At 65.4% G+C, this 6,004-nt stretch carries 8 protein-coding genes; 1 reads left to right on the forward strand and 7 read right to left on the reverse strand.

Annotation, left to right across the window (positions count from 1 at the left end):
• Positions 1-2: 2 nt before the first annotated feature.
• Positions 3-632: a class F sortase gene (locus X803_RS17930; RefSeq protein ID WP_084033414.1), complete on the forward strand. Its 630-nt coding sequence runs from the start codon at positions 3-5 to the stop codon at positions 630-632.
• 106 nt (positions 633-738) lie between these two features.
• Here X803_RS17930 and X803_RS0105050 read toward each other — a convergent pair whose 3' ends face one another.
• The 7 genes from X803_RS0105050 to glyA form a co-directional block, all read right to left on the reverse strand.
• On the reverse strand, positions 739-1,098 hold the full coding sequence (locus tag X803_RS0105050; protein WP_026544291.1) for a VOC family protein: 360 nt from the start codon (positions 1,096-1,098) through the stop codon (positions 739-741).
• Positions 1,099-1,156: 58 nt separating this feature from the next.
• Positions 1,157-1,981, reverse strand: a complete 825-nt coding sequence (locus tag X803_RS0105055) for an ABC transporter permease (protein WP_035778003.1) — start codon at positions 1,979-1,981, stop codon at positions 1,157-1,159.
• 5 nt (positions 1,982-1,986) lie between these two features.
• Positions 1,987-2,808 (reverse strand): ABC transporter permease, encoded by an 822-nt coding sequence (locus tag X803_RS0105060; RefSeq protein WP_026544293.1) that lies wholly within the window; start codon positions 2,806-2,808, stop codon positions 1,987-1,989.
• 61 nt (positions 2,809-2,869) lie between these two features.
• A complete protein-coding gene (locus X803_RS0105065; protein ID WP_051470478.1) occupies positions 2,870-3,811 on the reverse strand; it encodes an ABC transporter ATP-binding protein in 942 nt (313 codons plus the stop codon).
• A gap of 94 nt (positions 3,812-3,905) precedes the next feature.
• Positions 3,906-4,781, reverse strand: a complete 876-nt coding sequence (locus tag X803_RS0105070) for a bifunctional methylenetetrahydrofolate dehydrogenase/methenyltetrahydrofolate cyclohydrolase (RefSeq protein WP_026544295.1) — start codon at positions 4,779-4,781, stop codon at positions 3,906-3,908.
• Positions 4,782-4,946, reverse strand: a complete 165-nt coding sequence (locus X803_RS21760) for a hypothetical protein (protein ID WP_156929968.1) — start codon at positions 4,944-4,946, stop codon at positions 4,782-4,784. It lies immediately after the preceding gene.
• A partial coding sequence (gene glyA, locus X803_RS17935; protein ID WP_035777969.1) for a serine hydroxymethyltransferase occupies positions 4,940-6,004 on the reverse strand: 1,065 nt, incomplete at its 5' end. The genes X803_RS21760 and glyA, both read right to left, overlap by 7 nt.

Genomic DNA, 6,004 nt, shown 5'->3' on the forward strand with positions numbered 1-6,004 from the left:
TCATCCTCTCCGGCTGCGGCAGCACCGTTGCCGAAGATGGCTCCCAACCTCCGGCAACGACGACGACGGCGCCCTCCGCTTCAGCGACCGCCTCGCCCGCCCCTTCCCCAACAGCTGCTTCCCCCGCGGCAACAGATCCGGCGTCCGCCTTTCCCAAGCCGGAGCTGCCTCCGGTGCTCGAGGCTTCCGCACCCGTCTCCTTCTCCATCCCCGCGATCGGTGCCGGGTCGGACCTGCTTTCCCTGGGATTGCGGGAGAACGGCAGTCTCGAAGTACCCCCGGAAGGTCCCGGCGCTCCGGCCAGCTGGTACAACCAGTCCCCTACCCCCGGCGAGCGCGGACCGGCTGTCCTTCTCGGGCACGTCAACGCGACCGGCGGCGGACCCGGGGTCTTCGCAGATCTCAGGGCGCTCAAGGCGGGTGACCTCATTGAGGTCCAGCGGGAGGACGGCTCAACCGCAACCTTCGCGGTGACGAAGGGCGAACAGTACCCGAAGGACGAATTCCCCACGCAGAGGGTGTACGGCAACACCGAGGGCGCCGAGATCCGCCTCATCACCTGCGACGGCTACGATCCGGCCACCGGCGAGTTCGACGACAACTACGTTGTCTACGCCGAACTGGTGACCTGAGATGCCTCGCAGCTGACCAGGCCTACCGACTGACCGGGCCTACCAGCTGACAGGCCTACCGACCGACCAGGCCTACCAGCTGACCAGACCTACCAGCTGACCAGACCTACCAGCTGACCAGGCAGAAGGGATGACCGGCCGGGTCCAGGAACACCCTGAACGTTCCGGTACCCGAATCCATGCTCGTAGCTCCCAGCGCGAGCACCTGCTGCTCCGCCACGTCAAGGTCATCCACCCGGATGTCGAGGTGCACCTGCTGCGGGATGTCCTGGCCCGGCCAGCTGGGCGGCGTATAGCCCTCGACCTGCTGGAATGCCAGCGCCGGGCGGTCCGGGGCGTCACCGATGGTGATCCAGCCGTTGTCATCATGCTGGACGCGGATCATCCCCAGCAGGTCCTCATAGAAGGACGCCAGCTGGTCCGTGTTTGAACAGTCGAACACCGTTGCATGCCATTTCCCGATCATGGTTCCAGTATCTGCCCCTGGTGCGGCGCCGGAAAGGCCGAAGCGGTCACCGGCTGTCCTATTTGAGGAACAGCTTCCGCAGGCGTGTGGTGGTCAGGACCATCCCGGCGAGGATCATCACCAGGTAATAGGTGACATGAATTGCCGTCGCCGGCGTGAAGATCCCGACGCTGAGCTGCCGGAGCAGTTCCACTCCGTGCCAGAGCGGCAGCGCCTGGATGAACCACTGGATGGCCTGCGGATACACACTCAACGGGTAGAAGGTCGCCGAGAACAGGAACATGGGCAACATGACGAAGTTGATCCAGTCCATCTGCTGGAAGGTCTTCATGTAGCTCGTGATGCCCATCCCGAAGGAGGCAAACCCGAACGCAATCAGCACCGACGCCGGCACCATCAGCAGCGCCCACGGCGTGGTTATCAGTCCCATCAGCCCCATCACGGCGGTGAACCCCGTGGCATAGAGGGCTCCGCGAAGCAGCGCGAGGAAGATTTCCCCGATTGCGACGTCCAGCGGCCCCAGCGAAGTGTACAGCATCCCCTGGTACAGCTTGGCGAAGTTCATCTTGAAGAACACGTTCCAGGTGGAGTCGTACACAGCGCCGTTCATTGCGGACACGGCGAGCAGCGCCGGCGCAATGTACGCGGCGTAGCTGATTTCCTCCCCGCCGGGCCCGACGACGGTGCCCACCAGTGCGCCCAGCCCCACTCCCATCGAGATGAGATAGAGCACCGGTTCGAAGAACCCCGACACCATGATCAGCCAGTTGCTGCTCTTCGTTGCCCTCAGGCCGCGGGCAATCACCGCCCTGGCATTGCGCGAGTAGAGCGCGCTGAAGGGCCTGTCCTTCACCTGTACCCGGTAATCCTGCTCGGTCAGCATGTTGCTCACTTACCCAGCCTCCGCTCATACACCCGGCGGGCCAGGACCCAGCCAAGGAGTGCCAGCGCCACCAGGTAGATCACGTGGACCGCTGACAGCCAGAGCGGTTCCGCGTAGGAGTAGGTCAGCACACGCCCCAGTTCCGTTCCATGCCACAGCGGGGAGATCCAGCCGATCCAGCGCAACCCGAGGGGCAGCGTCTCCAGCGGGAAGAAGGTTCCGGAGAACAGGAACAGCGGGGTGACGATGAACCTCATCACCAGCGCAAACTGCCCCTTGTCCTCGGTGATGCTCGCCGAGTAGGCCATCAGGGGAAGTCCGAACGACAGCCCGCACACCACCGCAACCACGATCGCCACCGACCCCCACGCCGAGGGTGACGCCCCGAACGCGGCAACGATGGCGAAGTAGACGGCCGACATCAGGAACAGCCGCAGTGAGATGGCAATGATGTACCCGTTCACGATCTGGTGCACTGCCAGCGGGGAGGCATGCGGGCCGTAGTAGACGCGCCGCCACTTGAAGCCGTCCATGACCGGGTAGGTGAACTCGGTGGCCGCCGTCATGATGGTCGCCGAGGACAGCAGTGCCGGGGCAATGAAGGCGAGATAGCTGACGCCCCCGAATACGCTTTCGGCGCTGTTGCTGTCTACCAGGGTGGCCAGGCCCACGCCCATCGCGAAGAGGTACATCACCGGGTTGCCGACGCTGTACGCCAGCAGGGTCCAGCGGTAGCCGTTCATCACCTTGAGCGCATGTTCGGCGTAATACCAGGAGCCGAACTTTCGGGCCCGTTCAGCGGAAATTTTCGGCGGGTGGGCGCTCAGGGGGTGCGCCGCCGTCGTCGTCTGTTCTGCCGGCTGGCTGTCTGGGCTGCCGGCCCGGCTGCTAGTCAACGAGGCTCCTGCCGGTCAGGCGCAGGAAGACGTCCTCGAGCGAGGACCGGCGCACCAGTGAGGTGATGGGGTGGAGGCCGCGGGCGGTGACCTGCTCCAGGGCGGCCTCACCGTCATCGGTGTAGATCAGCACGCGGTCGGGAAGGGGTTCGAGCCGCTCGCCGATTCCGGCCAGGTCCGCCGCCACCGTCGTGTTGCGTTCCGAGCCGAAGCGGAGTTCAAGCACCTCGCGGGTGGAGTGCTCGCGGATGAGCCGGGCGGGGGAACCCTCGGCCATGATCTGTCCCTTGTCGACGACGACGAGGCGGTCGCAGAGCTGCTCCGCCTCATCCATGTAGTGGGTCGTGAGGATCAGGGTAACCCCGGACTCCTTCAGGCGGAACAGGCGGTCCCAGAGGATGTGGCGGGCCTGGGGGTCGAGACCGGTGGTCGGCTCATCGAGCAGGAGAATCTTGGGCTCGTTAATGAGCGACCGGGCGATGGTCAGGCGCCGCTTCATGCCGCCGGACAGCGAGTCGACCTTCGCTTTCGCCTTGTCAGTGAGCTGGGCGAACTCGAGCAGCTCGTCGGCTTTGGGCTTGAGATAGCTCATCGGCAGGCCGAAATAGCGGCCGTACACGAGGAGGTTGTCGCGGACCCGGAGTTCCTCGTCAAGGTTGTCCTGCTGCGGGACCACACCGAGGTGCGCCCGTACCTCCGGACCGTGCTGTTCCGGGTCCAGCCCCATTATGGTCAGCTTGCCGGAGGTGCGCTGGGAGACGCCGCCAATCATCTTCATGGTGGTCGATTTTCCGGCACCGTTCGGGCCGAGCAGCCCGAAGGATTCGCCCTGCGGTACATCGAAGGAGATGCCGTCGACGGCCACGAAATCGCCGTAGTGCTTACTCAGCCTGTCAGCAGAGATGACGTAGTTCGGAATAGTTTGGTTGGGCACCAGTTCAGCGTAGGCCCTCCCCCAAAGTTTTTGTCGCCTATCTGCGGTTCTGGCCGTGCCTTGGCAGCAGATAGGCGACAAAAAACTCGAAGGATCACTGACGCTCGGCTGCTTCCACGACGTTCATCAGCAGCATGGCGCGGGTCATGGGGCCCACTCCGCCGGGATTGGGCGAAAGCCAGGCGGCGACGCCGGCCGCGTCCTGCGCCACGTCACCGCGCAGGGTGGCCTTCCCGGTCTCCGGATCGACCACGCGGGTCACACCGACGTCGAGGACGACGGCCCCCGGCTTGAGGTGTTCGGCAGTGATCATGCCGGGCATGCCCGCAGCCGCAACGACGACGTCGGCCTCGCTGAGGTGGCGCTCCAGATCCACCGTGCCGGTGTGTGCCAGCGTGACGGTCGCGTTGATCTCGCGGCGGGTGAGCAGCAGGCCGAGCGGCCGTCCCACGGTGACCCCACGGCCCACCACCAGCACATTCTTTCCCCGCAGGTGGATGTCATGGCGCAGGAGCAGCTCAACAATGCCGTTCGGGGTACAGGGCAGCGGCGAGTCCATCGGGGCGCTGACATTCAGGACCAGCCTTCCGAGGTTCGTCGGGTGCAGACCGTCGGCGTCCTTTTCCGGTGCCATCCGCTCCAGGATGGCGTTCGCGTCCAGATGCGCAGGAAGCGGCAGCTGGACGATGTAGCCGGTGGTTTCGTCGTCGTCGTTCAGCTCGTCGATGACCTTTTCGAGGTCTTCCTGGGTGATGTCTCCGGGCAAGTCGCGGCGGATGGACCTGATGCCCACCTGCTCGCAGTCCCGGTGCTTCCCGCCGACGTAGGAGTGGCTGCCCGGATCGTCGCCCACCAGGACCGTGCCCAGGCCGGGTGTGACTCCCCGTGCCTTCAGGGCGCTGACGCGCTCGGTCAGTTCGCTGCGGATTTCGGCCGCCGTTGCCTTGCCGTCAAGAATCTGTGCGCTCATTTACGCGGCTCCTTTGTTGGCCTGTTCCCGGTCGAGCTCCTCGAGCAGGAACGCTTTTCCGCGCTCACAGCATCCGGTGAAACAGCATTCGTCCGTGGGGATTTCATACTCGTCGGAGCGGGCTGCCTCCGACTCCAGTGCGCCCGGCGGGAGGTCTTCTACCATTCCTCGTGCCCGGGGTAGAGCGGGAAGTCGGCCGCGAGGCGGGATACGCGTGCACGCAGCGCGTCGACGTCGGCTTCGGGCTTCAGCACTGCCGCAATGATTTCGGCGACCTCGGTGAACTCTGCGGCGCCGAACCCGCGGGTGGCCAGTGCGGGGGTGCCGATGCGCAGTCCGGAGGTGACCATCGGCGGACGCGGATCGTTGGGGACCGCGTTGCGGTTCACAGTGATGCCGACCGAGTGCAGGAGGTCTTCGGCCTGCTGTCCGTCGAGGGTGGAGTTGCGGAGGTCAACGAGTACCAGATGAACGTCGGTGCCGCCGGTGAGGACTGACACGCCGTGCTCGGTGACGTCAGCGCCCATGAGCCGCTCGGCGATGATCCGTGCACCTTCGAGGACACGCTCCTGGCGCTCCTTGAACTCCTCGGAGCCGGCGATCTTGAAGGCGGTGGCCTTGGCCGCGATGACGTGCATGAGCGGTCCGCCCTGCTGGCCCGGGAAGACGTTCGAGTTGAGCTTCTTGGCCCACTCCTGCTTCGCGAGGATCACGCCCGAGCGCGGACCGGAGAGGGTCTTGTGGACGGTGGAGGTGACGACGTCGGAGTGCGGAACCGGGCTCGGGTGCAGTCCGGCCGCCACGAGGCCGGCGAAGTGCGCCATGTCGGTCCAGAGCAGTGCGCCCACCTCATCGGCGATGGAGCGGAACGCCGCGAAATCAAGGTGGCGGGGGTACGCTGACCAGCCGGCGATGATGACCTGCGGCTTCTCGGCGAGGGCCTGCTCGCGGACGCGGTCCATGTCGAGGCGGTGGGTGTCATTCTCCACGCCGTACGCGGCAACCTCGTACAGCTTTCCGGAGAAGTTCAGCTTCATGCCGTGGGTTAGGTGGCCGCCGTGGGCCAGGGAGAGTCCCATGATCTTCTCGCCCGGCTTGATCATTGCGGCGAGCGCGGCGGCGTTCGCCTGGGCGCCCGAGTGGGGCTGCACGTTGGCGTACTCCGCGCCGAAGAGGGCCTTGACGCGTTCGATGGCCAGGTTCTCCGCAACATCCACGTGTTC

The sequence above is a fragment of the Arthrobacter sp. 35/47 genome (assembly GCF_000520475.1).
Lineage (GTDB): Bacteria > Actinomycetota > Actinomycetes > Actinomycetales > Micrococcaceae > Arthrobacter_D > Arthrobacter_D subterraneus.